Origin of the sequence: Halobaculum sp. MBLA0143 (genome assembly GCF_041361465.1) — an archaeon.
Taxonomy (GTDB): Archaea; Halobacteriota; Halobacteria; order Halobacteriales; family Haloferacaceae; genus JAHENP01.
Genome location: NZ_JBGKAC010000001.1, coordinates 798,645 through 815,022 on the forward strand (window position 1 = coordinate 798,645; position 16,378 = coordinate 815,022).

17 protein-coding genes are annotated in these 16,378 nt (G+C 72.0%); 8 read left to right on the top strand and 9 right to left on the bottom strand.

The window, feature by feature from the left end; all coding sequences use genetic code 11:
- Positions 1 to 2 precede the first annotated feature (2 nt).
- Both moaC and RYH79_RS04160 read right to left on the bottom strand, forming a co-directional pair.
- Positions 3 to 506 (bottom strand): cyclic pyranopterin monophosphate synthase MoaC, encoded by a 504-nt coding sequence (gene moaC / locus RYH79_RS04155; protein ID WP_370896533.1) that lies wholly within the window; start codon positions 504 to 506, stop codon positions 3 to 5.
- Positions 503 to 2,017 carry an NAD(P)H-hydrate dehydratase gene (locus RYH79_RS04160; protein ID WP_370896535.1) on the bottom strand — a complete coding sequence of 505 codons (1,515 nt, stop codon included), beginning with the start codon at positions 2,015 to 2,017 and terminating at the stop codon, positions 503 to 505. The genes moaC and RYH79_RS04160 overlap by 4 nt, the downstream gene beginning before the upstream one ends.
- 101 nt (positions 2,018 to 2,118) lie before the next feature.
- Here RYH79_RS04160 and RYH79_RS04165 point away from each other — a divergent pair, with 101 nt between their 5' ends.
- Both RYH79_RS04165 and RYH79_RS04170 read left to right on the top strand, forming a co-directional pair.
- Positions 2,119 to 3,327, top strand: a complete 1,209-nt coding sequence (locus RYH79_RS04165) for an MFS transporter (protein WP_370896537.1) — start codon at positions 2,119 to 2,121, stop codon at positions 3,325 to 3,327.
- Positions 3,328 to 3,406: 79 nt separating this feature from the next.
- A complete protein-coding gene (locus RYH79_RS04170) occupies positions 3,407 to 5,683 on the top strand; it encodes a GH32 C-terminal domain-containing protein (protein WP_370896539.1) in 2,277 nt (758 codons plus the stop codon).
- Between the two features lie 7 nt (positions 5,684 to 5,690).
- On the opposite strand, the gene RYH79_RS04175 is transcribed toward RYH79_RS04170, so the two are convergent.
- From RYH79_RS04175 to RYH79_RS04190, 4 genes are all read right to left on the bottom strand, one after another.
- Positions 5,691 to 6,110, bottom strand: coding sequence for a hypothetical protein (locus tag RYH79_RS04175; RefSeq protein WP_370896541.1), 420 nt, complete (start codon positions 6,108 to 6,110; stop codon positions 5,691 to 5,693).
- Between the two features lie 46 nt (positions 6,111 to 6,156).
- The gene (locus RYH79_RS04180) at positions 6,157 to 6,486 is read right to left on the bottom strand and encodes a hypothetical protein (protein ID WP_370896543.1); all 330 of its coding nucleotides are present in this window, start codon (positions 6,484 to 6,486) and stop codon (positions 6,157 to 6,159) included.
- A 116-nt stretch (positions 6,487 to 6,602) separates the two neighbouring features.
- Positions 6,603 to 7,205 carry an SGNH/GDSL hydrolase family protein gene (locus RYH79_RS04185; protein WP_370896545.1) on the bottom strand — a complete coding sequence of 201 codons (603 nt, stop codon included), beginning with the start codon at positions 7,203 to 7,205 and terminating at the stop codon, positions 6,603 to 6,605.
- Between the two features lie 48 nt (positions 7,206 to 7,253).
- Positions 7,254 to 7,994, bottom strand: a complete 741-nt coding sequence (locus RYH79_RS04190) for an SDR family oxidoreductase (RefSeq protein WP_370896547.1) — start codon at positions 7,992 to 7,994, stop codon at positions 7,254 to 7,256.
- Between the two features lie 96 nt (positions 7,995 to 8,090).
- Here RYH79_RS04190 and RYH79_RS04195 point away from each other — a divergent pair, with 96 nt between their 5' ends.
- The 4 genes from RYH79_RS04195 to RYH79_RS04210 are packed head-to-tail and all read left to right on the top strand — an operon-like array spanning position 8,091 to position 11,302.
- Positions 8,091 to 8,756: a DUF6663 family protein gene (locus RYH79_RS04195; RefSeq protein ID WP_370896549.1), complete on the top strand. Its 666-nt coding sequence runs from the start codon at positions 8,091 to 8,093 to the stop codon at positions 8,754 to 8,756.
- Between the two features lie 46 nt (positions 8,757 to 8,802).
- Entirely contained in the window at positions 8,803 to 9,261 is a 459-nt protein-coding gene (locus RYH79_RS04200; RefSeq protein WP_370896551.1) for a transporter, read from the top strand.
- Positions 9,262 to 9,303: 42 nt separating this feature from the next.
- On the top strand, positions 9,304 to 9,975 hold the full coding sequence (locus RYH79_RS04205; protein ID WP_370896553.1) for an O-methyltransferase: 672 nt from the start codon (positions 9,304 to 9,306) through the stop codon (positions 9,973 to 9,975).
- A gap of 49 nt (positions 9,976 to 10,024) precedes the next feature.
- The gene (locus tag RYH79_RS04210; RefSeq protein ID WP_370896555.1) at positions 10,025 to 11,302 is read left to right on the top strand and encodes an MFS transporter; all 1,278 of its coding nucleotides are present in this window, start codon (positions 10,025 to 10,027) and stop codon (positions 11,300 to 11,302) included.
- On the opposite strand, the gene RYH79_RS04215 is transcribed toward RYH79_RS04210, so the two are convergent.
- Positions 11,303 to 11,932: an METTL5 family protein gene (locus RYH79_RS04215; RefSeq protein WP_370896557.1), complete on the bottom strand. Its 630-nt coding sequence runs from the start codon at positions 11,930 to 11,932 to the stop codon at positions 11,303 to 11,305.
- 1 nt (position 11,933) lies between these two features.
- The gene (locus RYH79_RS04220; RefSeq protein WP_370896559.1) at positions 11,934 to 12,338 is read right to left on the bottom strand and encodes a DUF7961 family protein; all 405 of its coding nucleotides are present in this window, start codon (positions 12,336 to 12,338) and stop codon (positions 11,934 to 11,936) included.
- A 312-nt stretch (positions 12,339 to 12,650) separates the two neighbouring features.
- On the opposite strand from RYH79_RS04220, the gene RYH79_RS04225 reads away from it, so the two are divergent.
- Positions 12,651 to 13,607 carry a transcription initiation factor IIB gene (locus tag RYH79_RS04225; RefSeq protein WP_370896561.1) on the top strand — a complete coding sequence of 319 codons (957 nt, stop codon included), beginning with the start codon at positions 12,651 to 12,653 and terminating at the stop codon, positions 13,605 to 13,607.
- Here the strand turns inward: RYH79_RS04225 and RYH79_RS04230 are convergent.
- Positions 13,604 to 15,256, bottom strand: a complete 1,653-nt coding sequence (locus RYH79_RS04230) for a flippase activity-associated protein Agl23 (RefSeq protein ID WP_370896563.1) — start codon at positions 15,254 to 15,256, stop codon at positions 13,604 to 13,606. The genes RYH79_RS04225 and RYH79_RS04230 overlap by 4 nt on opposite strands.
- 111 nt (positions 15,257 to 15,367) lie before the next feature.
- Between RYH79_RS04230 and RYH79_RS04235 the strand changes: the two genes are divergently transcribed.
- Positions 15,368 to 16,171: an aldo/keto reductase gene (locus tag RYH79_RS04235; RefSeq protein WP_370896565.1), complete on the top strand. Its 804-nt coding sequence runs from the start codon at positions 15,368 to 15,370 to the stop codon at positions 16,169 to 16,171.
- The last annotated feature ends 207 nt before the right edge of the window (positions 16,172 to 16,378 follow it).

Below are 16,378 nucleotides of genomic sequence, written 5' to 3' on the forward strand. Positions count from 1 at the left end.
ACTCAATACTGCTTCACCTTTTCCACAATCTCCACCCCACCAATCTCCGTGTCGTACCCACCGTCCACCCCTTTCTCGGCCGACTTCACCATGTCCAACACCGTCGCCAGCCCCGTCGTCACACCCTGGACGGCCTCCATCTCGCAGCCGGTCTGCCCGGTCGTCGCAACCGTCACTGCGAGCACGATCCGGTCGTCGTGGACCTCGAAGTCCGTCTCCACGTCGCCGATGGGAATCTGGTGACACATGGGGATCGTCTCCCAGGTGTGTTTCACCGCCCGGATCGCGGCGATCCGGGCCGTCGTCAACACGTCGCCTTTCCCCACCTCGTCGGCCCGCACCGCCGCGACGGTCGACTCCCGGAGTCTGATCTCCCCGCGGGCCGTCGCCCGACGGTCGCTGTCCGGCTTGGCCGTCACGTCCACCATCTGCGCGTCCCCGTCGGCGGTGTGGGTGAGCGTGGGGTCGTCGGAGTCCCCTTCGCTCTCGTCACCGTCGTCGCTCACGCGTCCACCTCCTCGTCGCGCAGCGCGGTCGGCAGTTCGTCGATCAGGTCCGTCGCCGCCAGCCCGTCGCCGGACGCCGCGTGAGCGGCGTCGCCGGCCCGGCCGTTCGCCCACGCGGCCAGCGCCGCCGCCCGCGTCGGCGCCAGCACGGCCGCGAGTGCGCCCGTCACCCCTGCGAGCACGTCCCCGGTGCCGCCGACGGTCATCCCGGGGTTCCCCGTCCGGGAGCGTCGTGTCGTCTCCCCGTCCGAGATCACGTCGACCGGCCCCTTCACCAGCAGCGTCGCCGCCGGGGACAGCCCCGCCGCGAACGCCTCGACTGCGGTCGCCCGCGCGTCTGCGTCCCCGTCCGGGTCGCCGCCCATCCGGGCGAACTCACCGCGGTGTGGCGTACAGATCAGCCGCGCGTCCGTCTCCAGGTCCGGGACGACCCGCAGCGCGTCCGCGTCGACGACGGCCGTCCCGTCGTACGCCCCGAGGAACGACTCGACGGCCGCGAGCGTCTCCTCGTCGGCACCCAGCCCCGGCCCGACGACGACCGTGTCGCTCCCGGCCGCCAGCTCGTGGAGTCGGTCGACGTGCTCCGGCCGGAGTCGGTCGCCCGACAGCGACCGGACGATCAGCGACTCGTCGAACCCCTGGACCGCTCCAGCGACGGCGGACGGCACCGCGACCCGGACGAGATCCCCGCCCGCCCGGATCGCCGCCCGCGCCGCGAGCGTCGGCGCGCCGGCGTACGGCCCGCCGCCGACGACGAGCACCTCCCCGTTGTCGCCTTTGTGGCTGTCCGAGGCTCGCGTTAGCGGCCGGAGGTCGCCCGGGCCGACGACCCGTTCTGCCGCCGGCGGGATGCCGATGTCCGCGACTGTCAGGTCGAACGCGCCGCGGTCCGCGAGTTCCGTCAGTCCGGGCTTCGCGTCGTGGAACGTCACCACGCTGTCGGCGTCGACGAACGCCGACCGAGTCGCCGTCGGATCACCGGCCACGACGGCCTCGGCGTCCGCGTCGCCGCCGGCGACACAGCCCGTGTCCGCGTCCACGCCCGAGGGCACGTCGACGGCAACGACCGGCGCGTCCGCCTCGGAGACCACCCGCGCGACCGTCGCCGCCGGCTCCCGGAGCGCGCCGGTCACGCCCGTCCCGAGCATCGCGTCCACGATCAGGTCCGGGTCCCCGAGTTCGAACCCACTGCTGTCTCGACAGGTCGTCGTCTCGACGCCGGTGGCTTCCAGGGCGGCCCAGTTGTCGCGGGCGATCTCCGTCCGGATCGTCGCCGGCCGTCCCAGAAGCTCGACGCTCACGTCGTACGCCGAGAGGAACCGCGCGGCGACGAGGGCGTCGCCGCCGTTGTTCCCCCGGCCACAGAGTAGTCGCACGCTCGCGCCCGGCTCGCACCGCTCGCGGACGGCCCGCGCGACGGCGTTGCCGCTGGACTCCATCAGCTTCGCTCGTGGGACGCCGAGCGCGGCCGCGTTCCGGTCGACCTCCGCCATCCTGGCTGCGGTGAGCATCGGGGCGACGTTCGGCCGCGGCGGGGTAAGGGGTTGCGGGAGTGACACACACCACGCCGCGTTCACAAGGCTTGAACCCGCCCGCCGACTCCTGTCTCACAGTGACCCGCCGTCTCTTCACCGCGCTGTGTGGGCTGGTGTTCCTCGTCAACTTCGGCCGCGTGGCGTTCGCCCCGCTCGTGCCGGAGTTCCAGCGCAGCCTCGGGCTGTCGCCGGCGGCGGTCGGCTCCGTCACCACGCTCGTGTGGGTCGGGACGGCGCTGCCGCGCATCCCCGTCGGCTACCTCCTCACGAGGGTGCGCCGCGAACGGGTCGTCCTCGCCACCGGGGTGTCGCTGACGCTCGCGGCGGCGTTCACCGCCCGGGCGGAGAGCCTCGTGGCGCTCCAGGCCGGCTCGCTCGCGGTGGGGCTGTCCACCGGCGGTTACTTCGTCGCCGCGATCCCGCTGATCGGGGCGTTGTACCCCGACCAGACGGGCCGGATGGTCGGGATCCACGGCACCGCCAGCCAGATCGCGCCGGTGGTCGCGCCGGCGGCGGTCGTGTTCGCGGTCGCACAGCTGGGCGACTGGCGGCTCGTGTTCTGGGCGCTCGCGGCGACCGCGACGGGGCTCACGGTCGCCCTGCTGTGGGTGTTCCGGGAGCAGTCGGAGCCAGTCGGCGGCGCGCCGGAGCGCGACTTCCGGACGGCGCTCGGCCGGTGGCGGGTGATCGCCGCCGGGCTGGCGTTCGTCGTCGCCGCGGGCTTCGTCTGGCAGGGGACGTTCAACTTCTACGTCAGCTACCTCACGGCGAAGGGGCTGAGCCAGGAGGCCGCGAACGGAGTACTGACGCTCACGTTCGCCGCCGGCGTGCCGGCGTTCTGGCTGGGCGGACGGCTCGCCGACCGACTGCCGAACGTGCCGTACCTCGTCGGCATCAACGCCGTGTTCGTCGCGTCGTTGCTGACGCTGACAGCCGTCGACTCCCTGCTCGTGATCGCGGCTGTCTCGGTCGTGCTCGGGCTGGCGGCCCACTCGTTGTTCCCCGCGGTCGACACGTACATGCTGTCGGCGCTGCCGCCGGCCGGCCGGGCGAGCGCGTACGCCGTGTTCAGCGGCGTCGCACTCCTGTTGGAGTCCGGCGGCAGCGGCGCCGTCGGCGCGCTCGTGGACGCCGGCGTCGCCTTCGAGACGGCCTACCGGGCGCTGGGCGGCGGCGTGGCCGTCGTCACCGTCTTCGTCGCCGTGCTGTACGCCGGCGGTCGGGTGCCGCTCCCGGGCTGGTGGTCGGACGCCGAGGCTGCCGCCGACGGCGGACACCGGGAGTGACCCGTCGTCACGAGCAGTCACCGCCGGGAGTGACCCGTCGTCGGAACCCTTTCGGCGACTCACCCGGAACGGTAACGAGATGGACACGGAACGAACGCGGGGGCTCGGCGCCGTCCGGCTGGCCGTCCTGACGGACGGCACTGTCGGCCCGGCCGTCCGTCGGGCGGCGAGCCGTGTCGCCGACGCCGACCCCGTTCCGCTCGCGTCGCTGGCCGACGGCGCGGCGTTGGCCGACTACGACGCCGTCTGGTGGCACCGGGAGGAGCCGTTGGCGACGGAGACGTGGTCGCTCCTGTCGCCGGCCGACGGGGAGCCGGACCCGAGCGCTCCGGACGACCCGGAGACGGCGGCCGCCTTCGAGGCCGTCTCCGACCGACTCCGCGGGTTCGTCGCCGACGGCGGCGGCCTCTTGTTGTCGGCACACGCCCTGACGGCGGTGCCGGCGCTGGGGTTCGACCCGGTCGGCCCGGACGCCGTCGGCACGGACGAACCGGAGCGACCGACCGGCTACCGCCCGACTGCCGTCGCGCACGACCACCCACTGTTCGACGGGCTGGGCGACCGGGTGACGGTCGCCGGCGCGGGCGTCCCGGCGCCGTTCGCCCGCTACGAGGCGGTGTTGCCCGAGCGGGGGGCAGTGTTGGCCTCTGCCCACTACGGCGACGAGGACGACTACCGCGGCAAGGTGGCCGTCGAGTGGCGACTGGGTGACGGCGCCGTCCTCGGCCTCGGGGGCTCCCTGTCGCCCGGGGCCGGCGACGGCCACGACCGCACCCGCCGACGACTCCTCGCCAACGCCGTCACGGCGCTCGCCCGCGACGACGCGCTGCCGCCAGCCGACCGCGCAGGAGACGACGTCGAGAGCGTCGACGGCGCGGACGGCGACGACACGACGACGACCGACACCGAGACCGTCCGCCCGCCCGGTCGCCCGGTGACACCCGCGGGGTTCCAGCGGCTCCGCGACCGGCTGGCCGACGACCACCACCGCCCCGCCTACCACTTCGCCCCGCCGGCGAACTGGCTCAACGACCCGAACGGGCTGATCCGGTGGAACGGGACGTACCACCTGTTCTACCAGTACAACCCCGCCGGACCGTTCCACGACACGATCCACTGGGGCCACGCCGTCAGCGACGACCTGCTCCGCTGGGAAGACCGGCCGGTCGCGCTGTCGCCGGACCCGGACGGCCCGGACCGGGACGGCTGTTGGTCCGGTTGTGCCGTCTCCGACGGCGGGACGGCGACGCTGTTGTACACCGGTGGCCGGGGACGCGAACAGCTCCCGTGTCTCGCCGTCGCCGCCGACGACGGACTGGACGGCTGGCGGAAGGACCCGGACAACCCGATCATCGACTCGGCGCCGGAGACGCTGGCGGTCACCCGCTCGCCCGACTGGGAGGCGGAGTTCCGCGACCACTGTGTCTGGCGGGCGGACGGGCGGTGGTACCAACTGATCGGCTCCGGCGTCGCCGACGGTCGCGGCGCAGCCCTGCTGTACGAGAGCGACGACCTCCGGGAGTGGGAGTACGTCGGCCCGTTGCTGGTGGGCGAGGGACCACGCGGCGCCCCGGTGTGGGAGTGTCCGGAGCTGTTGCGGTTCGGCGACGGCGGCTCGTTGTTGCACGTCTCCGACGAGGACCGCGTCGCCTTCTTCTTCGGACGGGCGGACCTGGAGACGCCCGCCTTCCGGGTGCGGGAGCGTGGCCTGCTGGACCACGGCGACTTCTACGCGCCACAGTCGCTGTGGGACGACGAGCACGACCGTTACCTCACCTGGGGGTGGATCCCGGAGACCCGCGACGAGCCCGCACAGTGGGACGCGGGCTGGTCCGGGCTGCTGTCGCTCCCGCGAGTGGTGACGCCTGCCGTCGATCACGTCCGACAGGAGCCGGCCGCGGAGGTGGAGCGGCTCCGGGCCGAGCGGCTGGCGGGCGTCGAGACGACGCTGACGGACGGCGACTACGAGCGACTCTGCCGGGGGGCTGCGGTGGAGGTGGCGGCGACGGTCGAACTGGACGGCGCCAACGAGGCCGGGCTCGTCGTCGCGGAGTCGGTCGCGGGCGCCGAACGGACGCCCGTCCGGTACACCGGCGACGAGGTCGTCGTCGACCGGACGGCGTCCGGCGACGACGGGGCGACGGAGTCGCTGTCGATGCCCGTCGACGACGGCCCGTTGGAGCTCCGGGCGTTCCTCGACGGCTCCGTGTTGGAGCTGTTCGCCGACCAACGGCGGTGTCTCACGGCGCGGCTCTACCCCAGCGCCGACAGCGACCGGCTGTCCGTGTTCGCCCGCGGCGGCGCGGCGACGGTGACGGCCGACGCCTGGCGGCTGACCGACGTGTGGCGGGAGTGACGACAGCCTACAACGCCGTCGATTCTCCCGCCAGCACCCGGTAGCTGTCCAACGTGCCCGCCATCGACGGGGCCGACTCGTCGTCGTGACGCTGCGTCCCGTAGTCCATCCACCGGCCGCCGGTGTAGCTGAACATCCGGAAGCCGACCGTCGTCTCGACGACCACGTCGATCACCGCGTCGTCCGGGTCGTCCGCGCCGACGGCCGCCGACCGAACGCCCGTCCCGTGGTCCATCACCCAGACGGCGACCGGGTCGTCGTCGGGCGAGAGCAGTTCTGTCGGGTCCAGCGCCTCTCGACGGTCGCTCGCGTCGGGTGCGTCGTCGCTCGCGTCGCTCGACTCGGGCGCGTCGCCCAGGAGCGCCGCCGCCTCCGTCTCCGACAACGGTCGGTCCGGCCACTCGGACGCGGGTTCTGGTTCGTCCACGCCGGAGCCACGGCCGCGAGGGGAATGTGGCTTGTGCCCCACCCCGTCACAACACCTCGGAGTGGCCAGAGAGCACGCGGTACGCCGACAGCGAGTCGCCGGCGACGACCTCGTGGACGGCCGCCGTCGTCCGCCAGCCGGAGTCGAGCCACCGACCGCCGGTGTAGGTGTACGCTCTGATCTCCGCGTCCGTCTCCAGCACCACGTCTACGACGGCCTCGTGGGGCGTGTCGTCCGGGACCAGCCGAACCCGGACACTGTCCTCGTAGTCCAACACCCAGACGCCTCTGGCGTCGGCCCGCTCGTACACCGCCTCCGCCTCCGCCGGCGTCACCGGCCGGTCCGGCCAGGCGCGTGCCGGCTGTGTCTCCGCCACGGGGGGCTTCTGTCCCGGACGAGTATCATTGCTCTCTATCCGAGAGAGTAAAACCGACACTGTGGTCGTCGATCACGCCGAGCTGGCGTCGACTCACGCAGCGACGGCGTCGGCCGTCACGCGGCGTCGTCGACCCACTCGGTCACGACGGCCGCGAGGTGCTCGTGGCCCGCCTCGTTCGGGTGGACCCCGTCCGTCGTGCGGTCGTGCCACGCCTCGACCGGCCGGGCGACGGCGCGGTGGTCGGCGACCGTCGCGTGGATCGCGTCGTCGTACAGCAACGACCGCCCCGGCTGGGCGTCGTCGAAGCCGACGCCGCCAGTGACGGACAGCAGTGGGACGACCCCGAGAAAGCCGTGCCAGCCGACTGCGTCGTGGTTCGCGAGCGTCCGGTCCAGCTCCGCGGCGGCGTGCCGAAACTCCCCTTCCGACACTCGGGGCGCGCCGTCCGACAGCTGTGCGTCGTTGTGTCCGGCGTGAACGACGACACACAGCCGCGGCTCGGCCGTGTCGACGGCCGCGACCGTCTCGGCCAGGTGCTCCTCGACCGTCTCCGCGTGCTCGGCAAGCGTCGTCGCGGTCGACCCGAACCGGTGCACCGAGGTGCCCGACAGCGCGTCACACTCGGAGAGCCGGCTCGGCCACCCCGTCGCGTCCGTGTAGCTGCCCGCCGCGACACTGTCACCGAGAACGGCCAGCGCGTCGAAGGAACTGCTCACGGTCTCCCGAGGCGGGCGAGCGGCTTGGCGCTTGCGTCGTGTGTCGGCTCAGACGACCTGGACGGGCACGTCCGTCCCGTCCGGTCGCCGGGGGAGTCGCCAGTCCACGTCGACGGCCCGATCCGGGAACGACGGGGTCGACACCACCTCGAACGTGCGGTCGGCGGCCGCGGGTGTGGTCGCCGCCGCCGCCAGCAGCCGAGCCACGTCCGCCCGCGACACCGTCCCCCACAGCTTCGCCCCGGGGTCGGCGACGGTGACATCGTCCGTCCGCGGACTGCCCGTGAGCACGCCCGGTCGGAGAATCGTGTGACGCACGTCCGCGTCCCGGAGCGCAGCCTCCGCGTCCGCCTTCGCGGCTTGGACCGGGCCGATGGCGGCCTCGAACACGGCCGCCAACGGACTCGCCGGCTCGTCGCCGACACCCAGCGCCGACTCCAGGACGACGGTGTCGACGTCGGTCGCCTCTGCGGCCGCGACGAGCGTCCGGTTCCCCTCCCCGTCGACGTACGGCCCGCCGGCGTGGACCTGCGTCGCGGCGGTGCCGACCGTGGAGAAGACGGCGTCGACGCCCGCCAGCGCCATCTCCAACCCGTCCGGGTCGAGTAGGTCGTCGACGAACACCTCGTCTGCGCCGAGCGCGTGCAACGACTCCCCGTTCGCCGAGTCGCGGGTGAGCGTGACCAGCGTCTCCACCCGGGGGGCGAGCAGTTCCGTCAGGGCGCGTCCGGTCGCCCCGGTCGCCCCGGCGACGAACGCGGTGTCGAGCCGTGTCGTCTGGTCTGTCACGGCCCCGTCTCGGGGGCCCGCGCCCGTGAAGGGTCCGGTCCGTCACGGGGGCTCGGGCACCGACGGTCACAAGCCCACCGCGCCCCTCGACGGAGTATGGTGCGACGGTCCGGGCGCTTCCGCGTCTACCGCGTCGTGGAGTCGGTGCCACACTACAACCTCCAACGGGTCGACGAGCCCCGGCTGTACACCGTCTACAGCTCCGGCTACGACCCGGACCGGCAGGCGGCCGTCGACGACCTCCGGACGGGAACGCTCGTGGACGCGACGCTGACGGGCGACCCGGACGACGAGACGGAGCCGTGGCGGCTGGCGGCCGTCGAGCACGACGAGGCGGCCAGCGTCGAGACGGCGTTCGCCGTCGACGTCGACCCACCGGCGGTCGCCGTCGACGCCTGGGGGTCCGAGCCCGGGGCGACTGAGCCGATCTGTCGGACGCTGACGGAGGACGGGGAGCCGGTCGGCGCCTGTTGTGTCCAGCCCCGCGAGCCGTTGCCCAACGACGCGTTCGTCCCGAACGTGCTGACGGGGCTGCTCCCGTTGGAGTCGGAGCTGACGGCCGTCCCCGGCGTCGACGAACCGGCCGCGGAGGCGGTGTTTCTCGACCCGGACCCGCCGTCGGCGACGAGCTACGACGCCCCGTTCGGGGTGCTGTTGTTGTTCACCGCGGCCGCGACGGAACTGCCCGACCGGTTCCGGGAACGGTACGACCTCCCGCGCGGGAGCGACACTCGGCCGGCGTTCGACCCGTACGCGCCCTGACCCGCGTTTCGACCGACTTATTCCCGCGACGACACACCCCAACGGCATGAGCATCACGACGACGGTCGCGTACGCGCTCCACACGGTGTTCGCAGGGGTGTGGACCGGCGCGGTCGTGTTCACGACGTGGAAGCTCCTGCCGTTGGCGGCCGACAGCGACCTCTCGCCGGCCGTGCTCCGAGGAGCCGCCGGCGGGCTGTCGGTGTTCTCGCGGACGAGCGCGGTGGTGTTGCCGGCGACGGGGTTGTGGATGATCTGGACGCAGTACGGCGGGCTCTCCGGGCTGACCGTCCCGCCGCGGGGCCACGCCGTCCTGACGATGGTCGTCCTCTGGCTCCTGATGACCGGGATGACGGAGGCGGGCGCGGCGCGCATCCGCGAGGCGGCGGACGCGGGGAAGGTGCGGACCGCGGCCCGCGAGTCCGGGCGGTTCCTGAAGGCCGCGAGCGCAGCCGGCGTCGTCACCCTCCTCCTCGGCGGCTACCTCGCGGCGCCGCCGCTGTAACTCGTCGCCACGTTCACCACGGGGGGGCGCGAACGCCCGGCCGTGATCGACGGCGACCAGACGGTAGACGAGAGTCTGGTGCGGTTCGTGCGGGCGACCGGACCGGACCACACGGACGTGCAAGCCGAGATGGCGGCCCACGCCGAGGCGGAGTCGTTCCCGAACGTCGGCCGCGGAGCGGGGGCCGTGTTGCAGTTACTGGCCCGGCTCGCGGACGCCGAGACCGTCTTCGAGTTCGGCTCCGGCTTCGGCTACTCCGCCTCCTGGTTCCTCCGGGGCGGCGCGGGCCGGGTCGTCCTGACGGAGTTCGACGAGGACGAACTCGCGCTCGGTCGGGAGTTCCTGACGGACGCCGGCCTGGCCGAGCGGTGTGTGTTCGAGTCGGGCGACGCGATGGAGACGGTGGAACGCTACGGCGGGCCGTTCGACGTCGTGCTCGTCGACCACCAGAAGTCGCGGTACCCCGAGGCGTTCGAGGCGGTGCGGCGGAAGCTGTCGCCCGGCGGCGTGATCGTCGCCGACAACGTCACCCGCGGCCCGGCGTCGTTCTCGGCCGTGCTCGACCACCTGGAGTCGGGCGAGCCGCTACCGGCCGACGACGACCAGACGGCCGGGACCGCCGAGTACCTCGACCGCGTGCGGACGGCCGACGAGTTCGACACGGCCGTGCTCCCGGTCGGCTCCGGGCTGTCCGTCTCCGTGAAACGGCGGTGACGGCGGTCGATTTCGACACACACTTTCCAGGGGTTCCCGGAGTCACGGTGTGACAGACGAGGAGACGCGATCTGACGAGGGGTCGCCGGGTCGGAGCCAGTTTTGGGCGCTGTACCTCGCTCGCTTCTCCGCGGGCTACGGGCTCGTCACGCTCCTGACGCTCCTGCCGAAGTTCGCAAACACGCTGGACGCCGGCGGCGAGACGATCGGACTGTTCTACACCGGGTTCACCGTCGCCCAGACGCTGGCGGTCGTGCCCCTGGCGTGGGCCGGCGACCGCGGCGACAAGCGGACGATCCTGTTGGGCTGTCTCGGGCTCGGCGTCGCCACGTACGCGCTGTTCGGGTTCGTCGGCTCGGCCGCGGGGCTGATCGCCGTCCGAGCGCTCCAGGGCGTCGTCGCAACCGGAATGGGGCTCATGACGTTGTCGCTCGTCGGCGAGCTTGCGACCGCCGACACGCGAGCGAATCGGATCGGGCGAGCGAACGCGGCGCGGTTCCTGGCGTCCATCGGCGGCGGGCTGTCGGCCGGCTGGCTGTACGACACCTTCGACGGGTTCGAGGCCGTGTTCGGGGTGACGACCGCCCTGTTCGTCGTGACGCTCGTCGCGGTCGCGGCGGTGTTGTCCCGAGACGAGACGACGATTCCGGGGTTCCCGTTCCGCGACCTGGCGGTCAACCGCCGGATCGTCACCCTGACGAGCTTCCGGGCGCAGTACGCCGTCGCGGTGACGCTCGTCCGGTCGTGGGTGCCGTTGTTCGCGGGCGTCGTCGCCGCCAAGGGTGGACTGGGCTACCCCGCCTTCGCCGTCTCCGTGATCGTCGTCTCGGAGAAGTTCACGAACATGCTGTGTCAGCCGCTGACCGGCCGGCTGTCGGACCGCAACGGCCGGTCGTTGTTCGTGTTCGCCGGCGGCGGCGCCTACGGACTGGTCGCGCTCGCGGTGCCGTTCACGCCGGCGCTGGGCCAGGTCCTGGGAGCACCCGCGAGCCTGCCGGGCGTCGGCGAGGTGTCGGCCGCGTTCCTCCCGCTCGTCGGGCTGAACGCGACGCTCGGCGTCGCAGACAGCTTCCGCGAGCCGGCGAGCATGGCGTTGTTCGCCGACGAGGGGTCCGACGGCGACGGCGTCGCCTCCAGTTTCGGGATCAGAGAACTCGTCTGGCGCCCGGGGTCCGTGCTCGCGCCGGTCGCTGGCGGGTGGCTGATGGGCAACGTCGGGATGGACGTGGTCTTCTTCCTCGGCGGGGCGGCAGCGGTCGCGGGTGCGGTGACGTTCGCCGTCGTCCTCCGGCGGTTCCACGGCGCCGGCGCCCTCCGGGAGTGGTAGCTACCACTCAGTCCGGAACACCTGGGTCTGGATCGTCCGACGGTCGTCCGTGTGGTGCTCGAACTGCCGGGCGACCGGGAACGCGACGGCGTACGCGTCCGTCACGGTCGCACCGGCGTCGGCGGCGAACGACTCCACGAACCCGCGGCTGCCGTCGTTGTGGACGGTGTAGGAGACGACCGGAACCCGTTCGGCCAGGGCGGCGACGGCCGAGAGGAACCGCCGGTCGGCGTGTTCGTTGGTCGTCTGCGCGCCGAACGGAGGGTTCGACACGACGGTGACGGGGCCGCGGGGGCGGACTGGGGGCCGAGTCGCGTCCCCGCGGACCCACGCGACGGGGACGGGTGGCTCGACACGACGCTCGTTGTGCCGAGCAGTCACGAGCGGCGCGGGGTCGCGCTCGACGGCGACGACCCGGGCGGGTTCGTAGAGAGCGGCCGCGAGCGCGAGACTGCCCGTGCCGGCGCCCAAGTCGACGACGGTCGCGTCCGCGAGATCACCCCGGACGGCCGCGACGTGGAGGAGGTGGGCGGCGACGTCGGCTGGTGTCGGGTACTGTTCGAGGGCCGGATCGGGGTCGCGGAACCCCTCGACGGCCGCGAGTCGGTGCTCGACGGCCCGCTTGTGCACGTCAGAGGCTCACGGGACCGTCGAGGGTGAGCGTTACGCCTTCGCGTTCCGCGCGTTCCGCCAGCGCCGCCAGCGCCCGCCGGGCGGCGGACTCGTCGGCGACCGTCGTCACCTCGACCGCGAGCCGGCCGGCACCCAGGAACGACGCTGCCCGGACGAACTCTCGGAGCCGGTCCGTCTCCCGCTGGGCCGGCAGCGTGCCGGTCTCCTCGAAGCTCGCCTCCGCCCGCAGCGTCGCCGGCTGGGAGCCCGAGGCCGCGAGTTCCGTCTTCAGCTCCCGGAGGTACTCCGGGGCCGTCGACTCCAGCGTCGCTGCCGTCAGCTCCACCGACTCCACGTCTGCCGGCCGACTCGCCGCCACCGCCCGGTCCACGTCGGACCGCACCGCGCCCGTGCTCGTACTCATGCTACCCACACATACAAACTGGTAATACAAAAACCTTCTTCAATGCATAGCAGTAATCTCTGTTGCCCCGGACCCATCGTTGCCTAGCGGAGGACACGAAACCACGAGGTGGTACGACGGACCGGGAGAACCCGCAGAAAACGGGCAGTAACGCCACAATTAAACCGAAAATCGGTTCGTTATCGTATCTAATACTAACGGAGCGTGGCCGGGGGAGACGACGGGGAATCGCAAGACGACGGCCGTCTCTCTCGGGTGACCCCGCCGAATGGCCGACAGGCTTATATATGGGCGTGTCCAGAAACCTTAATAATGGAAGGCCCGAGCCGACAGCGGACGCGAGAGGCCGAGACGGAAGAAGAGGAGTCCGACGAGGCCGTCGAGTGCCCGGAGTGTGGGTCGGACGACGTGGTCATGGACGCAGACCAAGGGGAGCTAGTCTGTGACGACTGCGGGCTGGTGTTGGACGAACGGCAGATCGACCGCGGGCCGGAGTGGCGGGCGTTCAACCACTCCGAGCGGCAGTCGAAGTCTCGGGTCGGAGCGCCGGTGACGGAGACGATGCACGACAAGGGGCTGACGACCACCATCGACTGGAAGGACAAAGACGCCTACGGGCGGTCGCTCTCCTCCGAGAAACGCTCCCAGATGCACCGTCTCCGGAAGTGGCAGGAACGCATTCGGACGAAGGACGCCGGCGAACGCAACCTCCAGTTCGCACTGTCGGAGGTCGACCGGATGGCCTCCGCGCTCGGCGTCCCCCGGTCCGTCCGCGAGGTCGCCTCGGTGATCTACCGTCGAGCGCTCAAGGAGGACCTCATCCGCGGTCGCTCCATCGAGGGTGTCGCCACCGCGGCGCTGTACGCCGCCTGCCGACAGGAGGGTATCCCCCGCTCGCTCGACGAGGTGGCGGAGGTATCACGCGTCGAACAGAAGGAGATCGGCCGAACGTACCGGTACATCTCCCAGGAACTGGGCTTGGAGCTGAAGCCGGTCGACCCCAAGCAGTTCGTCCCACGGTTCGCCTCCGCGCTCGGACTCTCCGAGGAGACACAGGCGAAGGCAACGGAGATCATCGACGTGTCCGCAGAGCAGGGCCTGCTGTCCGGGAAGTCACCCACCGGCTTCGCGGCCGCGGCCATCTACGCCGCGTCGCTGCTGTGCAACGAGAAGAAGACCCAACGCGAGGTCGCCGAGGTAGCCCAGGTGACGGAAGTCACCATCCGAAACCGGTACCAGGAGCAGATCGAGGCGATGGGGTTCCGTTAGCGCCTGACGAACACGGTCACTTTTCTGGAGTGGAGCCCCAGTCGGAGCTCCCGTCGCTCGTAGTCGCCCGACAGCCGATTGCGGACGGCGCCGGCGTACCGCGGTGTCGTCACCACGACCGGGACGGTCCCGGCGTCGCGTGGCACGTACGAGACGTTGAACGCGGAGCCCGTCTCGGCGTCTGCCCGTTCGAAGTACCACTGGAGCGGGAGTCGGTTCCCCCACCGTATCCGGTCGAACCCGGTGATCGGCGGCCGGTCGTACTCCTCGCGGGTGTCGAACCGTGGGGCGACGTACAACACGTCCAGCCCGGTGTCGTTCTCCGTCGCCCGCTCGACGGCCGGCAGCAGTTCCCCGGGGTCGTCTGCCGGCTGGGCGTACTGTGCGAACGGCGAGCCGCGCTCCGGCGCGGCGTAGGCCCCGGCGACGGGCGCCCCGCCGGCCGCGACGGCCGCGAGCACGACCGCCGTCGCCAGCGCCACCCGGGCGGGTGTGTCCCCGCTCGTCCGCCGACGCAGGAGGCTCCAGCCCCGCGCGACGCCGACGGCCGCCGGCAGCGCGGCCAACGGCAGCAGGTGGACGATCACCCAGGGGTGTGGCTCGGGGGCGGCGATCGCCAGGACGAACACACCCCACAGCGTCGCGTAGCCGCCGAACGCGACGAGCGACCGGCTGTCCGCGCGGTAGCGCTCCGAGAAGAACCCGACGAGTCCGGCCACGAGCGTCGCCGGAGCGACGCGCACGGCCGTCTCCACGAGCGGGAACGCGTACTCCAGCAGCCCGTGGCGCCCGGCGGTGCGGGGTTGGAGTCGGTAGACGACACGGTAGCTCCAGAACTCCCGGAGCGCGCCCTCAAAGGCGGCGTCCGCGACCGCGAACACCCGGGTCGGGTCGTACAGCCCGGGCGCCAACCCGGGTGTCCGCGGCGCGAACAGAAAGAACCACACGCCCAAGAAGACGAACGTGGCGCGCGCCAGCGGGGTGGCGTGGGGCGCCAGCCGTTCGTGCGGCGCCGGTCGGTCGTCGCCGCCGAGCAACGCCGCTCGGGCACGCCCCGGCACGCCACGGATCCGCGCCTCGTCGACGGTGAACAGGGCGGCGACGAGCCAGACGATCGGGTAGGCGAACGCGAACCCGGAGGCGCCCACGGCAGCCGCCAGCGCTCCCGCGGCGACGTACAGACCACGGCGGTCGCCGTGGTGGCGGTACCGGGTCACGCCGCCGAGCACGGCCAGTCCGAAGACGGCCGCCGGCACGTCACCTCGGAGGAACCGGGAGTAGTAGAGTCCCAGCGGCTGGACGGCGAGTAGCCCGGCCAGCGCGACCGTCTCGCGGTCGTCGAACGGGCCACGGAACGACAGCGCCACCAGCGGAGCGAGTCCGCCGACGAGCGCCACCGGCGCCCGGGCGACGGCGTCGGAGACGCCCGCCAGCTCGAACGCCCACCGGGCGGCGACGTAGACGAACGGGCCGCCCGCGACGGGTCGGTAGTCGTACGCTCCGGTCTCGAAGAATCGCAGCGCCCAGTAGCCGACCCGCCCCTCCGACCAGTGGAACGGGCGACCACCGAGCGCGACGAACCGCGCGACGAGCGCCAGGAGTGTCACCCCGAAGACGGCGACGACGACGCGGTCGCGTCGCTGTGACATACCCTGGCGTGTCGTGGCCGCGAGTATGTGTCTTCCGGGTTCGTCACGGGCGAGGACGGGCCGACGGTCGGCTTCCGAACCCTCTTGAAGTCGGCTCCCGAGAGGCACGACGTGACAGCGTTCACACTCCCATCACCCGGACTGGGAACGTCCGGCAACGACGAGTTCGAGCGGTGTGCCGAGACGGTTGCGACGGCGCTCGACGCCGGCTACCGCCACGTCGACACGGCACAGATGTACGACAACGAGGCGGCCGTCGGTGCCGGGATCGAGCGTGCGGACGTTCCGCGCGAGGAGGTGGTCGTCGCCACGAAGATCCACCCGGACAACCTCTCGTACGAGGCGACGAGACGCACCGCGCGGGAGTCGTTGGACCGACTCGGGCTCGACCGCGTCGACCTCCTGTACGTCCACTGGCCCATCTCCGCGTACGACCCCGCGGAGACGCTCCCGGCGTTCCAGGAGCTGGTAGACGAGGGGGTGACGGACCACGTCGCCGTCTCCAACTTCGATCGGGAGCTGTTCGAGACTGCCGCCGACCGGCTGGACGCCCCGATCGTCGCCAATCAGGTGGAGTGTCACCCGTTGCTCCCACAGGACGACCTCCGGGCGCTGGCCCGCGACCACGGTCACCACCTCGTCGCCTACTCCCCGTTGGCGGGCGGAGAGATCCTGGACGATCCGTTGCTGTCGGAGATTGCGACCGAACACGACACGACGACCGCCGCCGTCTGTCTCGCCTGGGCGGCGTCGAAAGACAGCGTCGTACCGATCCCGAAGGGGGAGGGTGACCACGTCCGTGCCAACTACGAAGCCCGAAGCCTGGAGCTGTCCGACGACGCGCTCGCCCGGATCGACGGCTACGACGAACGGCTGCGGGTGGTCGATCCGGCGCCGGCGCCGTGGAACGAGTAGACGCGACTGTTGGAGGCCGTTCTCTACCAGAACAATATTACTCAACTACAACTATCGCGTTACGTGGGGGTCCTCTCGGCGGTCGAGTCTCGGTGTCGGTCGTGGTGATACGCCACTGGACGGCGTCCTCGCTCGGCGAACTGTCGGTGCTGCCGACGCTGTCAGCGGGACAGCGTCGCTGAGAGTCGACACGAACGAGATCAGCCC